Annotated in this window: 12 protein-coding genes; 6 read left to right on the top strand and 6 right to left on the bottom strand. The window is 43.9% G+C overall.

Annotated features, from left to right (window positions below; all coding sequences use genetic code 11):
* Positions 1 to 133: 133 nt before the first annotated feature.
* Entirely contained in the window at positions 134 to 817 is a 684-nt protein-coding gene (locus ACK8P5_RS24685) for an FHA domain-containing protein (protein ID WP_422658813.1), read from the top strand.
* A 63-nt stretch (positions 818 to 880) separates the two neighbouring features.
* Here the strand turns inward: ACK8P5_RS24685 and ACK8P5_RS24680 are convergent, their stop codons facing one another.
* Positions 881 to 3,073, bottom strand: coding sequence for a GH92 family glycosyl hydrolase (locus tag ACK8P5_RS24680; RefSeq protein WP_422658812.1), 2,193 nt, complete (start codon positions 3,071 to 3,073; stop codon positions 881 to 883).
* A 34-nt stretch (positions 3,074 to 3,107) separates the two neighbouring features.
* Complete coding sequence (locus ACK8P5_RS24675) at positions 3,108 to 4,202, bottom strand: GntR family transcriptional regulator (RefSeq protein WP_422658811.1); 1,095 nt, start codon at positions 4,200 to 4,202, stop codon at positions 3,108 to 3,110.
* 407 nt (positions 4,203 to 4,609) lie between these two features.
* Here ACK8P5_RS24675 and ACK8P5_RS24670 point away from each other — a divergent pair, with 407 nt between their 5' ends.
* From ACK8P5_RS24670 to ACK8P5_RS24650, 5 genes are all read left to right on the top strand, one after another.
* The gene (locus ACK8P5_RS24670) at positions 4,610 to 6,160 is read left to right on the top strand and encodes an extracellular solute-binding protein (protein ID WP_422658810.1); all 1,551 of its coding nucleotides are present in this window, start codon (positions 4,610 to 4,612) and stop codon (positions 6,158 to 6,160) included.
* Between the two features lie 64 nt (positions 6,161 to 6,224).
* Entirely contained in the window at positions 6,225 to 7,160 is a 936-nt protein-coding gene (locus tag ACK8P5_RS24665; protein ID WP_422658809.1) for an ABC transporter permease, read from the top strand.
* 12 nt (positions 7,161 to 7,172) lie between these two features.
* Positions 7,173 to 8,066 carry a carbohydrate ABC transporter permease gene (locus tag ACK8P5_RS24660; RefSeq protein ID WP_422658808.1) on the top strand — a complete coding sequence of 298 codons (894 nt, stop codon included), beginning with the start codon at positions 7,173 to 7,175 and terminating at the stop codon, positions 8,064 to 8,066.
* Positions 8,067 to 8,265: 199 nt separating this feature from the next.
* Positions 8,266 to 9,678, top strand: coding sequence for a hypothetical protein (locus tag ACK8P5_RS24655; RefSeq protein WP_422658807.1), 1,413 nt, complete (start codon positions 8,266 to 8,268; stop codon positions 9,676 to 9,678).
* Positions 9,679 to 9,851: 173 nt separating this feature from the next.
* Positions 9,852 to 10,697: a neutral zinc metallopeptidase gene (locus ACK8P5_RS24650; RefSeq protein WP_422658806.1), complete on the top strand. Its 846-nt coding sequence runs from the start codon at positions 9,852 to 9,854 to the stop codon at positions 10,695 to 10,697.
* An 88-nt stretch (positions 10,698 to 10,785) separates the two neighbouring features.
* On the opposite strand, the gene ACK8P5_RS24645 is transcribed toward ACK8P5_RS24650, so the two are convergent.
* From ACK8P5_RS24645 to ACK8P5_RS24630, 4 genes are all read right to left on the bottom strand, one after another.
* Positions 10,786 to 12,321, bottom strand: a complete 1,536-nt coding sequence (locus ACK8P5_RS24645; protein ID WP_422658805.1) for a hypothetical protein — start codon at positions 12,319 to 12,321, stop codon at positions 10,786 to 10,788.
* A 42-nt stretch (positions 12,322 to 12,363) separates the two neighbouring features.
* Positions 12,364 to 13,227, bottom strand: coding sequence for a carbohydrate ABC transporter permease (locus ACK8P5_RS24640; RefSeq protein WP_422658804.1), 864 nt, complete (start codon positions 13,225 to 13,227; stop codon positions 12,364 to 12,366).
* 12 nt (positions 13,228 to 13,239) lie between these two features.
* The gene (locus ACK8P5_RS24635) at positions 13,240 to 14,118 is read right to left on the bottom strand and encodes an ABC transporter permease (protein ID WP_422658803.1); all 879 of its coding nucleotides are present in this window, start codon (positions 14,116 to 14,118) and stop codon (positions 13,240 to 13,242) included.
* Positions 14,119 to 14,340: 222 nt separating this feature from the next.
* The gene (locus ACK8P5_RS24630) at positions 14,341 to 16,638 is read right to left on the bottom strand and encodes an AraC family transcriptional regulator (RefSeq protein ID WP_422658802.1); all 2,298 of its coding nucleotides are present in this window, start codon (positions 16,636 to 16,638) and stop codon (positions 14,341 to 14,343) included.
* Positions 16,639 to 16,775: the final 137 nt, after the last annotated feature.

The raw sequence follows: 16,775 nt of genomic DNA, 5'->3' as shown, positions 1-16,775 counted from the left end.
TATTATAGATCCTCTTATTTCATCTTATCCATTTAGAGAGCTCACTCAATAGCTGGACCATAACAATTGCATGATAGTGATCTGATAATCGACAGTCTGAATACAAAGAATAAAGAAATGAGGAGGGAGTAAGATGGACAGATCCTCCTTTTTAGTGGTGGAGCGCGGGAATCCCTATGAACGGGGAGATGTAATCCCGCTGAAGAATCAGATGATTCTAGGTAGGAAGGGCAAGCAGTGGAATCCCGATATTGTATTTGATAATCTGTTTGTATCCCGGAAACATACAGCGCTACAGTACAGGAATGGGCTGTATTACATTAAAGATTTGAACAGTAAACATGGTACTTACGTAAACCAGGAACGACTGAGCCCGAATGGGGAGAGAGTTCTGCAGCATATGGATCAGATTGCACTGGCAGGTGATTTAATCGTCTTGTCATTCTCTAGTGTGAGTATGGATGAGACGATGGATATTACTCCGTTAATGAAACAGATAGCAGCTTTTGAAGCATCAGAGCAGGTGCAATTGGATCCGTTTAAGCAAGAGTTCATCTTTCAAGAAGAAGTATATGCATTCTCGGAAAAAGAGTATAAGTGCATTGAACTGCTGATGAACCATAAAGGCCAGTTCGTGTCTAAAGAACAGATGAAGTGCTGGGTCTGGCCAGAACGAAGCTATGGAGATGGTGAGTTGCCTGACGTAAGCGCCGAAGAGCTGAATGCACTGATTTACCGGGTAAGAAAGAAGATAAGACATATCATGTCGATCGAGAGTATCCGGGGCAAGGGATACATACTACAATCCGAGCATTAATATAGAAAAAAGGACACCTTCGAGACCTGTAATGTGGTTAGCTCGTGGTGTCCTTTTTCTATGTTATTTCTTCGAAATGGAGAACGGAATTTCTTCGGATTCATATTGGCGGAAACTTGGAGCCAGACCCAGTCTGAAATCAAGTGTTTTTCCATCCATAATGTCCTCATGCTTCAAGTACAGCTTCGTGTAATCTTCGCCGTCCAGTGCAACGTTCGCTACGAAGTTGGATTGTGGATTGTTATTGTCTGTATGAATATTCATTTGTTTGCCGTTTGGAAGCTCGATCGTTACTGAGTCGAACAACGGAATGCCAAGCACATACTCGCCGCTGCCCGGACATACCGGATAGAAGCCCATAGAGCTGAACACATACCAGCCAGACATACTGCCGTTATCCTCGTCACCAGGGAAGCCATCAAAGCCGCTGTTGAACAAGTTCGTCATAATCTGCTTGATAACAACTTGGGCAGATGCAGGTTGTCCCACATAGTTGAACATGTAAGGAATGTGGAAGCTCGGCTGATTGGAGATAGCTACCTGACCGAAATCAACGGCTGCCATTTCACTCATCTCGTGAATCTCAAATCCATAACCTTTGACATCGAAGTCAGGTGCTTTATTGCATAGTTCGGTTAAATGGTTAAAGAATCGATCCTTCGATCCGTAAGCCTGAATCAATCCATCAAAGTCTTGGTAGACCGCGAAGCTGTTCTGCCACGCACTGCCTTCGGCATAATCAAGGCCCCAGCTCGTATCACTAAACCCTGGACGGAATTGTCCATCTTTATCTTTAGCACGCATAAATCCGGTTTCTTTATCAAAAATGTTGCGGTAGTTAAGCGCGCTTTGTCTGTACTGTTCAGCAATTTCAGTTTTGCCTAATACTTCAGCCACCCGGCTGATGCAGTAGTCACTATAAGCATAATCAAGGGTATGGTTAACACTTTCATGGTAGTTGCTTGGCACATAACCGTATTTCAAGTAATCCAGTGTACCTTGACGACCATAAATGTTCGTCTTGCTCTGGGTCGTTGCAGCTGTCAGCATCGCTTCAAGCAGCTCAGGTAGAAGCGAGTCAGCAATTCCTTTGACTGCTGCATCCGCAATAACAGCATCAATCAGCGTACCTGGCATTAGGCCGCGCTCATCCGGGGACAACCATTTTGGCAAGAAACCAGTTTCGCGGAACGAATTCAGGAAGCCTTCAAGCATTTCTTTGTATTCGTTCGGAGCGATGATGGAGTATAGCGGATATACCGTTTTGTATGTATCCCAGAATCCATTATTGGTATAAAGGATGCCGTTCTTCACTTCTTTAGCTGTTGTATCGTAGTGAACCGGCTCGTTGTTTGCATTCAGTTCATAGAACTTTTGCGGGAACAAGAACATACGGTACAAGCAGGTATAGAAAGTTCTTAAGTATTCTTCGTTACGATGCGTAACTTTGATCTTGCCCAGGTAGTGATTCCAAGCCTTCGCTGAATCTTCTTTCATCTGATCAAAAGTTGCTGTGATCTCGCGCTCGTGGTTTAGTTCAGCTTGTTCCAAGCTAATGAAAGAAGTGGAGAGCTTAACATCCAGCGTACCTTTCTCGCAGTCAACGAAGCGAATCACGGCATGCTGATTAGATCCTTCCACAGCTGTAGTTGCACTGAAATTACCTTCAGCATCATAGATGCCGGATGTGGAGAGGTCGATGTCTTTGCTGAATGTCATGACCACATAAATGCCAAAGTTCTCATCTTGGCAACCGGAGAAGTTGCTGATAAATCCGGATAGTTTGCGGCTTGCTGCATCCCATGTAAGTGAGCTCTTGCCTTTAGCGTTCACTACAAATCCTGCTTGTTGGCTGGAATTGTACTTGATACGCAAGGAAGCACCATAAGTGGAAGGAGTCAGTTCTGTCGTAATGTTGTAACGCTGCTGCTTCACGCGTACATAGTTGGGTTTAAACACAGCTTCTTCAGGGCGATAGGAGCTCTGACAAGTGAAGACCGTTCCTCTGATCTTATCATCAGCAATCGGAGTCATGAGGAAATGAGCGAAATCTCCCATCCAAGGGCTTGGCTGGTGTGTCAATCGAAACCCTTGAAATACACGGTCGTTCGGATTGAAGAACCAGCTTCCATCATCATTCGTTTGAACAACAAAGTGATTCATACCGAAAGGAACGGAAGTGTATGGCAGCGTATTCCCGTTAGAATACGAATGTTTGTTATTAGAGCCTTGTCTGGTGTCGATATAGTGCAGCATGATGGCAATCTCCTTTTGGTTATGAGAGTGGGTATTACAATCTTTTGACGGTCTGTCGTTCGATCAGCTTAACCGGTACAATGACATTCTCGCTTGAATGGTCGTGCGGGTTTTGGATAAGCTGTATCAGATGTTTTGCAGCCAGACCCCCCATTTTGCCGAAATCTTGTGAAATCGTAGTTAGCTTAGGGTCAATGAAACTTGCAAGTTGAATATTATCGAACCCTACGATGGAGAAATCATCGGGAACAGAGAGTCCCAGCTCTTTAGCGATTTGAATAATTTCGATAGCAATGATGTCATTTTCGGCGATGATTCCCGTGATGCCCTGCTCAAGAACGGACTTAATGAACCGGATGTAAAAATCTCTTCCATCATCATCAGCATGAGTAAGATAGCGCTCGGTCAGATCATTAACACTGTTGTCGACCAGATTGTGATCAAAGAGTGCTTTCAAATACCCGAAGTATCTTTCGCGAATGGATGAGGATGTCTCCACTTTCAAGGAAGAGATAAAGGCAATCTTCTTATGATTATTCTCGATTAAATGTTTGGTCGCTTGGTAAGCACCATCAAAATTATCCGAGACAACCGATGGGAACGGAATGCCTTCAATATGTTTGTCCATAGTCACGACAGGGAACTGGGATAAATGATACTGATACAGAATATCGAGATCGGAAATGCTGGTTACGGGATAAAAAATAATCCCCGAATTAGAGCTTTGAAGTGCTGTCTGAAGCAGCTTGCGCTGCCCAACGATCGTATTGGACTGGATATTAAGGGTATAATCCGTTTCTGCAAGATATTCATTGATCCCTTTTTCATAATCACCAAGAGCTGAATTGTGAGTGAACGGAAGGATCAGCAAAATCTCTTTGTTAGCCCGCTCCATGGTTCGATTGGCGGTAATCACAGAGTTCACAAAACTTCCCTTGCCCTGTACTCGGTAAATCAGGTTGGCGTTCTCCAGTTCAGTCAGCGCCCTCTTTGAAGTGATTCGGCTTACGTTGTACTCTTTAGAAATTTCGGCTTCGGTTGGCAGCTTGTCCCCGATTTTCAATTCACCGGATTCAATCTTCGCCTTTAAATCAATGACGATATGTTGATATAACGGAATGTTATCCATATAACTTCCCCTTACTAAATTTGATATATCATTTAAAAACGATTATGTCAAAGTATTATGATGCACTATTTCCAATGAAATATTTGGCTTGTTGATTTTTTACGGTACTCGATTCCTGCATGTGCTAGATATCGTTGATATACATAGCTTCTCTATTGCAACCGTATATCGTAACTTTCTAGTGATATCTGTCACATTTATCGCTTTAACCCAAGAAAGAGCCTAATTTCATACTATATTTATGCGCAAAATATTTCAAGGATAATCGCTTACATGTTTGTTATTTAGATTAATGTAAGCGCTAGACAACTCCGTTAGTATATCATATAATCAACTTGTGCTTTGATATGATATATCAAATATTGGGGGTTTGTTGAGTGTTCACTTCTAAAAGAGGAAAAGCTGTAATGTCACTGTTGCTAGCATCTGCCCTACTTGTTACAGCCTGTGGTGGTAAAACAAATGAATCCAATGGTTCTTCTGATGCAAATTCAAATGAGATTTCTATCCTAAGACCAAGCTGGAACAACCTTCGACCTGCATCCAAAGATTTGTGGATGTGGAAAGAATACGAGAAAATGTCCGGAATGAAAGTGAACTGGGAAGAACTCACTGATATCGGCGAAAAGAAAAATATTATTCTGACGAGAGGTAAGTTGCCGGATGCTTTCTACCAAGTAGACTGGAGCAATGGTGAATTGCTGAAGTACGGTAAGCAAGGTATGTTCTTGCCGCTTGAAGAACTGATTAAAAACAATGCTCCGAACTTGCAAAAATATTTGGATGAGAATCCGGATGTAAGAAAAGGAATCACGAGCGCAGATGGTCACATCTACGCAACACCTTATCTGGATCCATATCCAGAAGGTAACCGTACAATTCGTCTGTGGATCAACAAGAAATGGCTAGACAAGCTAGGCATGGAAGTTCCGAAGACAACGGCTGAGCTCGAAGAGGCATTGATGGCGTTCGTAACAAAAGATCCGAACGGTAACGGTGTAAACGACGAGCAAGGTTACTATATGCCAAGCGGATCGATTGGTTGGACGTTCGAACAAATGATGATGGGTTCCTTCGGTATCGGTAACGGTGGTCGTAAGGCAGTAGGTAACTTCATCTATGTTGACGACAACGATGAGATTCAGCTCACCATTACATCTGATGAATACAAAGAAATTCTGAAATTCGAGAATCGTATGTATAAGAATGGCGCCATCAACAAGCAAGCTTTCAGTGGTGTTGATTACGACAAATGGACTGCAGATGCAGCTAAAGATTTAGTGGGTGCTTGGAACTGGTCAGCTCCGGACTACATCGGTGAAAGTGTGAAGGATGATTTCGTAGCGATCAACGTTCTTGCAGGTCCTGAAGGCGATATGGCTTCTCTGACGGATTCCCAGGTTGCGGGCGCATCCAGCCTTGTTGTTACCAAGGATGCTAAAGACCCAGCAGCTATTCTGAAATGGGTTGACTACTTCTACAGTGAAGAAGGAAGCGTATTCGGTTACCTTGGTAAAGAAGGCGTTACTTACAACAAAGTAGATGACAAGATGGTTTATATCGATGAGATCTTGAACTATAAAGACGGTATTGGTCTTGGTGCATTCCAGTATGTAGATAATGTATACGGCGGATACTTCCCTTACGTAGAGCTATCTCCAGAAGTTAGAGCAGCTGCAGGTAAGCAAGAAGTGCCTGTATATAAAGATCTGACAGAGAAAACATTGCCAAGCGTAATGCTTCCTGACTTGCCAGCAACGATTGAAGAAGCGAATGAATCTTCCTCCATTATTGCTGACGTAAGTAACTATGTTGGACAGATGCGTGTTGAATTCGTAACAGGCACGAAAGATATCGATAAAGAGTGGGATAACTACATTGCTCAATTGAAGAAAATGGGCATCGATAAATATTTGACACATAAGCAAACGCAATACAAGCGTTACAAAGAGAGCTAAGAGACAAATGTTAGCAGGGGAGACTCATGAAGAGTCTCCCCAAATTTAAGGAGAGGGGAACAATATGGAATCTTCACTTCAAAAGAAAAACCTTCTTAAACCGAAGCGTAAATCAATCATGAAGCAAAAATGGCTGTACTTCATGATGCTGTTGCCACTAGCCTCTTTGATTATCTGGAACTATATCCCCATGTATGGGGTTATTATTTCTTTTAAAGACTATTCACCTGCATTCGGTATTATGGGCAGTCCGTGGGTAGGACTCGACCATTTTGAAAGATTCTTTAATGCCTTCTATTTCTGGGATGTTATCATTAACACCTTGCGTATCAGCTTGTACAGTCTCTTGGTCGGAATTCCGCTTCCGATTATTTTAGCACTTATGTTTAATGAGCTTCGTAACAAAAAGTTTAAAGGTATCGTGCAGACGATTTCCTATATTCCGAACTTTATTTCAATCGTTATCATTGTCGGTATGATTACTTTCTTTACATCTCCTGTTGATGGTGTAATTAATTCAGTAATTGAGTATTTTGGCGGTACGCCAATTGATTTCGTTGGTAGCGCTGATCTGTTCCCACATGTATTCGTTTGGTCTGGTATTTGGCAGTCCATCGGTTGGGGAACATTGATCTATACAGCTGCAATGTCAGGTATTCCACAAGACCAATACGAAGCAGCTTATCTTGAAGGTGCAACTCGAATGCAGTGTATTCGTCATATTACGATTCCTGCAATCATGCCAACGATCGTGATCTGTGCGATCTTAGCGACAGGTTCTGTGATGTCCGTTGGATTCGAAAAAGTATTGTTAATGCAGAATGATGCAAACCTTGCTACATCTGAGGTATTGTCAACATATATGTATAAATCAGGTATTTTGAATGCAGAGTATAGCTTCTCCGCTGCAGTAGGTTTGTTTAACAATCTGATTAACTTCATCGTTCTGTACATCGTGAATAAATTCGCTCAGAAATTCAGTGAGACAAGCCTGTGGTAAGGAGGGGCAAGTATGCAGCATCATCTAACTAAACAAGACAAAATATTCAACTGGATCAACATCGCAGTGGTCTCCATAATTACGCTGGTTATTCTGTACCCACTACTATTTGTCGTTTTTGCATCGCTAAGTGATCCACGTCAAATTTTTGATAGTGCTCTTCTGCTATGGCCAAAAGGCTTTACGTTAGAAGGATATAAACGGGTATTCGAGAACCCCGATATTTGGATGGGCTTCAAAAATGCTGTTCTCTACACCGTGCTAGGAACGGCTATTAACGTCATCATGACTACACTTGCGGCCTATCCTTTATCCCGAAAAGATTTCCGAGGACGTAACGTCATTACAATCTTGTTCACATTCACCATGTTCTTCTCTGGTGGTTTGATTCCTACCTATTTGGTCAACCAAAGTTTAGGTATTATCAACTCCATGTGGGTTATGGTTCTGCCAGGTGCAGTCAGTGTATATAACATGATTATTATGCGGACGTACTTCCAGCAGAACATCCCAACAGAGCTAGAGGAAAGTGCATTTATTGATGGAGCAACCGATATGCAGTTGTTGCTTAAGGTTGTTCTTCCGCTCTCCACACCAATTATCGCAGTAATGATGCTGTTCTATGGTGTTGGTAGATGGAATGGTTATTTCGATGCGATGATCTATCTATCGGATCGTGATCTATTCCCACTGCAGCTCATCTTGAGAGAAATTCTCGTACAGAATCAGATGGGTGATGCTGCGAACCAGGCCATGATGAACAGTAACCAAGGTGAAGTTAACTTGATCAAGCAGTCCATCAAGTATGCTGTCGTTGTCGTATCGAGTGTTCCGGTACTCGTCTTCTATCCGGTCGTGTCGAAGTACTTCGAAAAAGGTATCATGGTTGGTGCGATCAAAGGTTAAGCTTCAACTAGCCAAATAGTAAAATCATAGAGGCACCTGTTTTTTGTCCTGAGAGGGATGAAGAACGGGTGCCTTTTTTCGTAGAGTCATTTGCATAATAGTCTCATTATTTATATAGGACACCCTTGAACACTTGCCCAGGCCCTTGCATAGCATATAGCACAACTTTAAGGAAGTCTCGGAAGGGTGTGGCATCGCGGTGGGTATTCATTTGACGGCGATTCATTATGTGTATTTGGCGTTTATCGTGTTTATTATGGCTCTGCTGATTCGGAGACGGGATACGACGATGATCTGTGTGGCGGGTATATTTGCTCTTGGGGTACTCGCGACGGAGACACTGGCTGGTTCAGTATCCGGTATATTTAACTCCTTTATTTATGCCACAAAAGAGCTGATGGGAACGATTATGATCATCTCCATTATTGTTGCCATGAGTCGAGTGCTCATCCGTACAGGGATTAATGAGACGATGGTGGCACCACTCACGCGCTTTATACGTACGCCAGCCATGGCATTTTGGGGAATAGGTATCATCATGATGGTCACTTCTTTTTTCTTCTGGCCATCCCCAGCTGTAGCATTAATCGGAGCAGTGCTGTTGCCTGTTGCCATACGTGTAGGGCTGCCTGCGCTTGGAGCGGCTATAGCGATGAATCTGTTCGGGCATGGGATCGCCTTATCTGGGGACTACATTATCCAAGGTGCGCCGAAATTAACAGCGGATGCTGCTGGCATTCCGGTCTCCAGTGTTATGGAGGCGAGTGTACCACTCGTTATTGTGATGGGTCTCGTTACAACGATAGCCGCATTCTGGTTCATGCGTAGAGATATGAAGAATGGTAAATGGAGAGATGAACTCATATCAGGCAAAAGTGCTGCTAGTGCCTTAACCGCCGGTGATGGTGAGGAGGGGGAGACTGTGATACACCCCCGGGTGAGGCAGTGGCTCGCCATCGTTATTCCGATCTTGTTCCTTGCTGATGTGGCTGCTATGTTCTTCCTAAAGCTTCAGGGCGGGGATGCTACGGCGCTTGTCGGGGGTACCGCTGTATTCATTCTTATCACTGTCACCCTGTTGGCGCATCGAAATCAAGGGATTGAGAAGGTCACCTCCTATTTAATTGATGGATTTGTCTTTGGATTTAAGGTGTTCGGACCTGTCATTCCGATTGCCGCTTTCTTCTACCTTGGTGACTCGGCATTCACGGATTTATTCGGTAAGGTGCTGCCGGAAGCATCGCATGGGATTGTGAATGATCTTGGAGTAGCCCTAGCTAGCAGTGTACCGCTGAATGGAGCTGTAGGTGCGGTAACACTGACCATTACGGGAGCAATTACGGGACTGGATGGTTCAGGTTTCTCTGGTATTTCTCTTGTAGGGTCGATTGCGCAGCTATTTGCGGTTGCGTCGAATTCCGGCGCTGCAACACTCACTGCACTTGGCCAAGTGGCAGGTATCTGGGTCGGCGGTGGAACACTCATTCCATGGGCACTCATACCGGCTGCAGCAATATGTGGCGTGAGCCCGTTTGAACTTGCGCGGCGAAACTTAAAACCAGTATTGATCGGTCTGAGTGTGACAACCGTAGTAGCGATGTTTCTGGTGTGAAGCGTGAGGGAATGGAACTGGCGACCTATAGGGGTCGCCTTTTTTAATTACATATAATCAGCACCCGTAAGCACATGGGATACTTTCATAGGTTTAGGGTATATCATCTTAGGAATGATGTGCTTATTAAATTAGTAGATAAACATTCGAACTATATCGAGGAGGAGACAAGGGTGCAGTGGAAGGGAAGAAGAGGAAGTTCTAATGTCGAGGATCGAAGAGGTCGCAAGGGACCAGGACTGGTTGGCGGAGGTATTGGTGGTATCGTTATTTTGCTCGTCGTGACTTTGCTTGGTGGCGGCAACCCTGTAGATTTGCTGAGTAGTCTTGTAGGTTCGGGATCTGATACGGGCGCAACATACACCGAGACGGCGGAAGAGAAGGAGCTATCTCAGTTTGTCTCGGTTGTTCTGGCAGATACGGAGGATGTATGGACTAATATGTTCAAGCAGGAAGGGTTGACCTATGAGAAGCCCAAGCTGGTGCTCTATACGGGAAGTGTACAATCTGCATGCGGAACAGCGGGTTCGTCAGTTGGGCCATTTTATTGCCCTGGTGATCGGAAGTTATATATTGATCTAAGTTTCTACGATGAACTTCGTCAGGAATTTCAGGCACCGGGCGATTTCGCCATGGCTTATGTGATCGCTCACGAGGTGGGCCATCATGTGCAGACGTTGTTGGGTACATCAGACAAGCTAGCGAAGTATCGTCAAAGTCTGAGTGAACAGGAGTATAACAAATATCAGGTTCGCTTCGAGCTGCAGGCTGATTATTTGGCTGGTGTGTGGGCTCATCATGTCCAAGGCAAGAACTTGTTGGAGAAAGGTGACTTAGAAGAAGCATTAACAGCTGCCAGCGCAGTAGGGGATGATACGATACAGAAAAAGGCTAGAGGATACGTCGTTCCGGAGAGCTTCACGCATGGAACTTCCGAGCAGCGGAAGCGCTGGTTCTATCAGGGGTTTGAGAATGGAACCATAAAGGGCGGAGATACATTTGGTGCCAAGAACTTATAGCATGATACAAAAAACGGCCCCAAAAGGGGCCATCTTAAGAGCTGCCAAGAAAGCGTTACTCGGCAAACTGGATAAAGTCTAAGTTTATTTATTTGTTCTTACTCCATTCCTCGTTGGCTTGTTTCTCGATTTCTTGACCTCCTTGTTGATAATACTTCTGTACGAATTCATCATACTTATCAACACTCCATGTTCCAGTTACGATCTTGACGAAATACTCTAGCCATAGTTTATTTTCAAGATCTGGATAATCCAGCTGCGCAGGTACAGCCTTCCACAACTCGTTCTTGATGAGATCCTTGGAGGCTGTCTCTAGGGCAGTACGAACATTATCATTCGTCCACCGGCGGTCAACCACTTGTACGAACCGAACGGGATTGGAGAATCCCTTCTGATAAAGTTCTGAGTAAGTCGATGTTTGGGCAATGAGATTTTTTTCTTTGTCATAAGTGTAATCTACGTTTTCTTCTCCATAAGTGAGCAAGTTGACGCCGCCATTCTCATCGTCACTGACAGACCAATCCAGCATTTGAATAAGCTTCTCAGGTTGTTCTGTTTTTGCGCTGATTGATTTGAGAGCACCGCCTGCATAAGGGTTCACTTCCGGGTAACCCATTTTGCCATCAGGTCCTTTTGGAGGTGTAACCATCATGAGCTTCGCCGTAGGCGTTGCTTTTACAAGTGCCTCAGGCAGCGTAGCTCCTTTCGGATCGACGGAAAAGGCATCATACTCGAATGCGCCCACTTTCGAGTTGGTGACGCGGGTTTCGAATTGTTTAGGCTCCATAACAGGGAACTCTGGATCAATTAACCCTTCCTTATACCATTGCTGAAGCACGGCTAGTGCTTCTTTGGTCTCTGGTAAGGTGAAGCCTTTTACAATTTTTCCGTCTCTTTCCGTCCAAAAGTATGGGTTCACGCCGAATGCTCCAAAGACAACGTTGAACTGGGACGTTTTACTTCCGCCTAATCCAAACGTATCCTTTTTACCGTTTTGATCTGGATCGTTATTCGCGAATGCGTTAAGGACAGCGTGTAGTTCATCGAGTGTAGTTGGCTGCTTCAAGCCTGTCTGCTCAAGCCAATCTTGTCTAATTAAGAGACCGTTTGTGTTCGGTGAGTTGAAGGGCTCCTCTCGCACACCACTTGGGATCGCATAGATCTTACCGTCGAATGTAACACCTTCCCAGCGTTCCTTCGGAATGACTTTCATAAGATGTGGTGCATCCTTCAATAAATCATCGAGCGGCATGATGAGGCCCTGATCAATAAATTGAGTAAGCGTGGTCGTATCCACACCGAAGAAGTCAGGTAATTCGCCAGAAGAAGCAAGCAGATTCAGCTTTGTTGTATACTCGGACCCCATCAGCGAGACCTTAAAGTCGACATTCGTAATGCCCGCTTTCTCCATCCCTTGTATAATTTTCGCTTTGGCTTCTCCGCCGTTTTCTGGGTATTCGGGAATTCCTAGACTAAAAAACATATCATAAGTAATTTTTTTATCTGTTTTAGCTCCGTTATCCTGAGCAGGAGTATCCGCACCTTGCTTACCGCCGCCGCAGCCGGCGACCAGAATCATACTAGCCAGACACAACGTGGACAAGCGTTTGTTCCATATTTTCATTCTTGTTTCCCCCTTATATAGTCCAATCAAGTAACTTTCAATTTAAGATTTAACAGCGCCAAGCGTTGTGCCTTTAATGAAGTATTTTTGCAAGAAAGGATATGTGCACATAATAGGGATGATCGAGACAACGATGGCGGCAGCGATAACTGATTCTGTCGCGGAGTCTGTCATCTGCCCCGTCTCAGCAACAAGCTGCTGGCCAGCAATAATCTCTCTTAGAAGAAGCGGAAGAGTATACTGTGACTTATCATTCAAGTAAATCAACGCCTGCATGAAGTTATTCCATAGACCAACACACTCCCAGAGTGCAATTGTGGCGAGAACGGGTTTGCATAGCGGAAGAATAATTTGAAAAAAAGTACGCAGTGGCCCGGCCCCATCAATGGTAGCTGATTCTTCAATTTCAGTAGGAATGCCTCGCATAAAACTCTGCATTACGATGACATTAAAGGCTGAAATCATACCAGGTATAATCAAAGCCCATAACGAATTGATCATGCCTAAATTTTTCACAAGCAAATAGGTTGGAATCATACCGCCGCCAAAGAGCATTGTAAAAATGATGAGAAACGTAATGAATTTCACGCCGGGTAGATTGCTGCGGTTTAGCGGGTAAGCCGTCATTGCCGTTAACAGGACATGCAGAAAGGTTCCAGCTACAGCAACAATAATACTGTTTCGATAAGCCAGCCAGATGAAACTCGACTTAAATACACTTTCGTAAGCCCCAAGTGTAAATTCTCTTGGTCCGAGAAATAGCCCGCCCTTTAACACGCCAGCTGAAGAACTGAAGGAAATAGATATTTCGTGCCATAAAGGATAAAACGTGATTAAGCAAAATAGGATCAGGAAAATAGCGTTGCCCCAGTCGAATAAACGGCTACCCATCGTATTATTTCTCATGATCTGTCACCCCTACCATAGCCCGCGCTCGCCCATCCGACGGACAAGCCAGTTCGTAAATAACAGCAGCAGCAACCCAACAAACGATTGGAATAAGCCGGCTGCAGCCGCAAAGGAATAACGGCCCATCGTAAGGCCCAGACGGTACACGTACGTATCCAGTACGTCGGCTACTTCAAAAACAAGCGGGTTATATAATATAAAAATTTGATCAAAGCCAACGCTCAAAATCTGTCCAGTCCGCAAGATGAGCAGAACAATAATCGTGGAGGAGATACAAGGCAGTGTAATAAATCGGACCAGTTGAAAACGATTGGCCCCATCGATTCGCGCAGCTTCATAGAGCTCCGGATTCACACCTGCAATTGCAGCCAGATAAATAACCGTTCCCCATCCAACCTCTTTCCACATCTCTGTCAGAATCAGAAATCCACGGAACGAACTCGGGTCCATGATCGGTGATGTATGAACACCGAATAATTGAAGGAGCCCCGTATCCGTTGAAAATATGGAGAATAGGATCCCGCCTAGTACCACCCAGGAAACAAAGTGTGGGAAATAGATGATGGTCTGAATAGTTCGCTTGAAGAACTTATTCACCACTTCATTCAGCAGTAATGCTAGAATAATCGGCGCCGGGAAGTTGAATATAAGCTTATAAAAGCTGATGATGATGGTGTTCTTGAGTGCAACCCAGAAGTCGGGGGCCTCGAATAGAATTCGAAACCACTTGAGACCCGTCCAGGGCCCGGAGAACATGCCGCCGGCGATTTTAAAATCTTGAAAAGCAATCGCTATGCCTGCCATGGGAATGTATCTGAAAATTACGAAGTACAAAATTCCCGGTAATAGCAGCAGGTAATAGTATTTATGCTTGTGAAAAGATCTCATGAATCGTGACCTTCTCCGTGATTCTCCCCGAAACGGTTGTTTCGCTTCAGCGATTGAATTAGGCAATGACTCCTCTCCTTTACGATTGAATCGTTACACAACGTGTTAATGTGTACGCTTTCATCGTAATAAGAATAAGGGGATAACAAAATCATCAGTTTGCGATAAACATAGGGATTTTATGATGATTTACGCTTTTGGATCAGGATTTGAGGATGAATATCAGATTTTTCCCATGCTTTTTCGGTATTCTCCAGGTGTTACACCTTCGAATTTTTTGAAGAAGCGGATAAAGCTCTGTACATCGTTATATCCCAGTGCTTGGCTAATCTCATTTAATGAGTCGGATCGCTGAACCAGCATTTCTTTACTTTTTGCCACACGAAATTCGGTTAGATATTCAAGCATCGATCTTCCTGTTTCCGTCTTGAAGGTCCGACTAAGATGTCCGCTGCTAATGCCAACGTGTTCGGCAATATCCGTAATCGAGATATTCATGGCAAAGTGCTCTTCCATGTACTCAATTGCTTTGGCCGTGTATCTATTCATGTGTTTGCGATTCTCGAGCTCTTGAAGATGCGATATATGCCGCTGTATATGTCTGCTCATGAATTGACGCAATTGATCGTTGTTACGGCAATCGTTCAGCTTTAGAATCCCAATACCTTCATTCAGGTCCCAAATGTCATAGCCCTCTCGAAGCAGCTCGTTATCGATACTACCCATCAACAGGACAAGCATCCCCTGTAACTTCTCATGTGAATAACTCGAATTGTAGATATATTGTTCAAACAACTCTTCAATACATTCCTCTGCCTTATCCCGATTCAAGGTAACGATGGTGTGAAGCAGATGTTTCTGCATGGACATGGGATATTCGAGCTTACAATCTTTCGGAGCTTCCTCAACAAAAATGACTTCATCACTTCCCATGACAGCCTTATAATTTAAAGCACGTCTAATGCGCTCATAGGATTGATGAACTCTCTCGATCGGACTAACTTCGCTGACGCATAGCTGTAAGGAAACGTTTAGCTGTCCTTGAAGAAATGTCGTCATTTCGGCATAGCATTCACGTATGCGTTCTTTCAGGCCTTCATGCAGATAGGAAGTGTTAACATTCAGGATGAAGCCGAACTTATGATCATCTAAAATAGTGCCTTCCCCTATAAAATGAGTCTTAAGTGTCTCCAGCAAAAAGCTGAACATGACAAGCTTATGTTGTGGATCATGCGATTCTTCGCCCGCAGCCGGATCGACGGCGACGACCATAACGAGATAACCAGGAGCAGAAAAGGAGATACCTAACTGTTCTAAACGGCTAGGTATCGAACCCTGATCTAATAAATTATTTTGTAAGATATCTCCGATCAAGTGATCCTTTATTACGGGCTCGTTTTGCTTGAGTGTATGTAACATGGTGGTTATGGCACCACGGACTAGAGAGAATTCATCTTTGTCCTCTCTGGCGGACCATTCCGGCTTTTTTCCTCCACTGCCGTTTAAGGTTTCGATTAAACTTTTCCAAGGGTGATACATCTTCACTGCATACATGTATGAGACGAACAGTCCAATTAATCCAACCAAGATCACAACAAATGACAAGCCCATTAATTTGTCTAGCAGACGCTCCTGATATACTTGGTATGGTGTCAGATGAACGACACTCCAGCCATTATCGGGAACGGATTCAACACGTACAAAATAGGACTCCTTGTTCCATGTAATTCTGCTCATTCGGTTGGTCGGCATCTTCGGTAATTCACGGGTCAGCGTTTGAAGCTCAGGAACTTGGGCTATTCCGGACTTTGAGATCACGGTCCCTTCGCCGTCGATAATTACAGTATCATTCTCGGAGCCGTTGTACATATGGTAGAGGGTATTTAGAAACATCGTCTTAGGAATGTTGAAGACTAGGATCCCAGTTGGTTTGACAGCAGTCACCGGAACGGGCCTATAGAATGTGACAAATTCATCATCGTGATCGGACGAATCGGCATTCCAAAATGCCTCCTTGGGAGGGATTCGGACCTGATACCACCATGGCTGGTTCTCGCTAAAGTCTCGAATTTGCTGAATCGCCTGCTGGTCATAAAATTCATCCGCTGCAAAAATCCCATCATTCGTTGTAATTACTTTGTTTCCTGCAAAGGAATAGAGGTATACCGAATGAAACAATTTATTCGGCACAATGTGTTTTCGCAGTTGTTCTTTCAATTGATAGACATCATACATGTCATATTCTCCAGACTGTTGTAGATATCCATTGATGTACGGAAGAAATGAAAGCTGCAGCGAGAACGAATTAATCTGATCAATAACAGTTTCAATATTTTTAGAAACTCGCTGAATTTTGGACTCCGAATTTTGCTCGATTTGGGTCTGAATATCTTCCTTATTTGTGTAGGCATAAACGGAGACAATCAATAGTGTCGGGATCAGTACGGACACTAGATAGGAGAGCAGGAGCTTACGAAATAAGGAACGATTGAAAAACATATTTTTTGAAAGCCCTTTCATTAAAAGGTGCACCTCCTGAAATTTGTTCATCTCCACATAAATATAGTTAATTATATTCATGCGCATTAGAGCCGTAAAGAAAACATTTCCACAAACGTGAGATTGGGTTGGTTTCAACATTGAGAAAAACCCTGTAC

Source organism: Paenibacillus sp. EC2-1, assembly GCF_049311625.1.
Lineage (GTDB): Bacteria > Bacillota > Bacilli > Paenibacillales > Paenibacillaceae > Paenibacillus_AQ.
The sequence above is the reverse complement of the archived record's forward strand: the minus strand, read 5'-3'. Positions and strand labels throughout refer to the sequence as shown.

Excerpts from the sequence above, each read along its gene's own strand:
- ACK8P5_RS24645 (WP_422658805.1), bottom strand. The coding sequence starts at position 12,321 with ATGAAAATATGGAACAAACGCTTGTCCACGTTGTGTCTGGCTAGTATG.
- ACK8P5_RS24670 (WP_422658810.1), top strand. The coding sequence starts at position 4,610 with ATGTCACTGTTGCTAGCATCTGCCCTACTTGTTACAGCCTGTGGTGGT.
- ACK8P5_RS24640 (WP_422658804.1), bottom strand. The coding sequence starts at position 13,227 with ATGAGAAATAATACGATGGGTAGCCGTTTATTCGACTGGGGCAACGCT.
- ACK8P5_RS24660 (WP_422658808.1), top strand. The coding sequence starts at position 7,173 with ATGCAGCATCATCTAACTAAACAAGACAAAATATTCAACTGGATCAAC.
- ACK8P5_RS24685 (WP_422658813.1), top strand. The coding sequence starts at position 134 with ATGGACAGATCCTCCTTTTTAGTGGTGGAGCGCGGGAATCCCTATGAA.
- ACK8P5_RS24665 (WP_422658809.1), top strand. The coding sequence starts at position 6,225 with ATGGAATCTTCACTTCAAAAGAAAAACCTTCTTAAACCGAAGCGTAAA.
- ACK8P5_RS24635 (WP_422658803.1), bottom strand. The coding sequence starts at position 14,118 with ATGAGATCTTTTCACAAGCATAAATACTATTACCTGCTGCTATTACCG.
- ACK8P5_RS24630 (WP_422658802.1), bottom strand. The coding sequence starts at position 16,638 with ATGAAAGGGCTTTCAAAAAATATGTTTTTCAATCGTTCCTTATTTCGT.
- ACK8P5_RS24680 (WP_422658812.1), bottom strand. The coding sequence starts at position 3,073 with ATGCTGCACTATATCGACACCAGACAAGGCTCTAATAACAAACATTCG.
- ACK8P5_RS24675 (WP_422658811.1), bottom strand. The coding sequence starts at position 4,202 with ATGGATAACATTCCGTTATATCAACATATCGTCATTGATTTAAAGGCG.